Here is a 2289-nt window from a genome sequence, read left to right as displayed (position 1 = left end):
TAGGGGTGAAAGGCCAATCAAACTCCGTGATAGCTGGTTCTCCCCGAAATGCATTTAGGTGCAGCGTCGCGTGTTTCACACTGGAGGTAGAGCTACTGGATGGCCTAGGGGGCCCACAAGCTTACCGAAGTCAGCCAAACTCCGAATGCCGGTGTGTGAGAGCGTGGCAGTGAGACTGCGGGGGATAAGCTTCGTAGTCGAGAGGGAAACAGCCCAGATCGCCGGCTAAGGCCCCTAAGCGTGTACTAAGTGGAAAAGGATGTGGGGTCGCTGAGACAACCAGGAGGTTGGCTTAGAAGCAGCCACCCTTGAAAGAGTGCGTAATAGCTCACTGGTCAAGTGATCCTGCGCCGATAATGTAGCGGGGCTCAAGTACACCGCCGAAGCCGCGGCACTCAGACATTTACATCCCCAGCAATGGGCAGTGGTCTGGGTGGGTAGGGGAGCGTCGTGTAGCCAGGGAAGCAGCGGGGTGACCTAGTTGTGGAGGCTGCGCGAGTGAGAATGCAGGCATGAGTAGCGAAAGACGAGTGAGAAACTCGTCCGCCGAATGACCAAGGGTTCCTGGGCCAGGTTAATCCGCCCAGGGTGAGTCGGGACCTAAGGCGAGGCCGACAGGCGTAGTCGATGGACAACGGGTTGATATTCCCGTACCCGTGTATCCGCGCCCAATGGCGAATCAGTTGTGCTAACCGTCCAAAAGCGGACCTATCACCTTCGGGTGAAGAGAAGTGGCTGCACGGGACCCTGGCTGTAGTAGTCAAGCGATGGGGTGACGCAGGAAGGTAGCTGGGCCCGGTGGTGGATTACCGGGTGTAAGCCTGTAGGGCGTTGTGTAGGCAAATCCGCACAACATGTGCCTGAGAGGTGATGCGTAGCCGGTTGAGGTGAATTCAGTGATCCTATGCTGCCGAGAAAAGCCTCTAGTGAGTTGGTACACGGCCCGTACCCCAAACCGACACAGGTGGTCAGGTAGAGAATACTGAGGCGATCGAGATAACTGTGGTGAAGGAACTCGGCAAAATACCTCCGTAACTTCGGGAGAAGGAGGGCCTGATCTGGTGATGAGTCTTGCACTCGGAGCTGGGTTGGGTCGCAGAGACCAGAGAGAAGCGACTGTTTACTAAAAACACAGGTCCGTGCGAAGTCGTAAGACGATGTATACGGACTGACGCCTGCCCGGTGCCGGAAGGTTAAGAGGACCGGTTAGCGTTTCGGCGCGAAGCTGAGAATTTAAGCCCCGGTAAACGGCGGTGGTAACTATAACCATCCTAAGGTAGCGAAATTCCTTGTCGGGTAAGTTCCGACCTGCACGAATGGCGTAACGACTTCTCTGCTGTCTCCACCACAGACTCGGCGAAATTGCATTACGAGTAAAGATGCTCGTTACGCGCGGCAGGACGAAAAGACCCCGGGACCTTCACTATAGCTTGGTATTGGTGTTCGGTACGGTTTGTGTAGGATAGGTGGGAGACTGTGAAGCGGGCACGCCAGTGTTCGTGGAGTCGTCGTTGAAATACCACTCTGGTCGTATTGGACCTCTAACCTCGGGCCATGATCTGGTTCAGGGACAGTGCCTGGTGGGTAGTTTAACTGGGGCGGTTGCCTCCCAAAATGTAACGGAGGCGCCCAAAGGTTCCCTCAGCCTGGTTGGCAATCAGGTGTTGAGTGTAAGTGCACAAGGGAGCTTGACTGTGAGACTGACAGGTCGAGCAGGGACGAAAGTCGGGACTAGTGATCCGGCACCGGCATGTGGAAGCGGTGTCGCTCAACGGATAAAAGGTACCCCGGGGATAACAGGCTGATCTTCCCCAAGAGTCCATATCGACGGGATGGTTTGGCACCTCGATGTCGGCTCGTCGCATCCTGGGGCTGGAGTAGGTCCCAAGGGTTGGGCTGTTCGCCCATTAAAGCGGCACGCGAGCTGGGTTTAGAACGTCGTGAGACAGTTCGGTCTCTATCCGCCGCGCGCGTTAGAAACTTGAGGAAGGCTGTCCCTAGTACGAGAGGACCGGGACGGACGAACCTCTGGTGTGCCAGTTGTCCCGCCAGGGGCACGGCTGGTTGGCCACGTTCGGAAGGGATAACCGCTGAAAGCATCTAAGCGGGAAGCCTGTTCCAAGATGAGGTTTCTCACCCCCTCGAGGGGGTAAGGCCCCCAACAGACCATTGGGTTGATAGGCCAGAACTGGAAGTGCGGTAACGCATGGAGGTGACTGGTACTAATAGGCCGAGGGCTTACCAACAAAGCTGCTACGCGTCCACTGTGCGGTATCTGAAACAACACAC

Annotated in this window: 1 rRNA gene; it reads left to right on the top strand. The window is 56.4% G+C overall.

Annotation, left to right across the window (positions count from 1 at the left end):
• Positions 1 to 2246: ribosomal RNA gene (locus tag IRT45_RS36060) — 23S ribosomal RNA — on the top strand; the annotation flags it as partial.
• Between the last annotated feature and the right edge of the window lie 43 nt (positions 2247 to 2289).

The sequence above is a fragment of the Nocardia sp. BSTN01 genome (genome assembly GCF_015354405.1).
Taxonomy (GTDB): Bacteria; Actinomycetota; Actinomycetes; order Mycobacteriales; family Mycobacteriaceae; genus Nocardia.
This window is presented reverse-complemented; position numbering and strand designations above follow the sequence as displayed.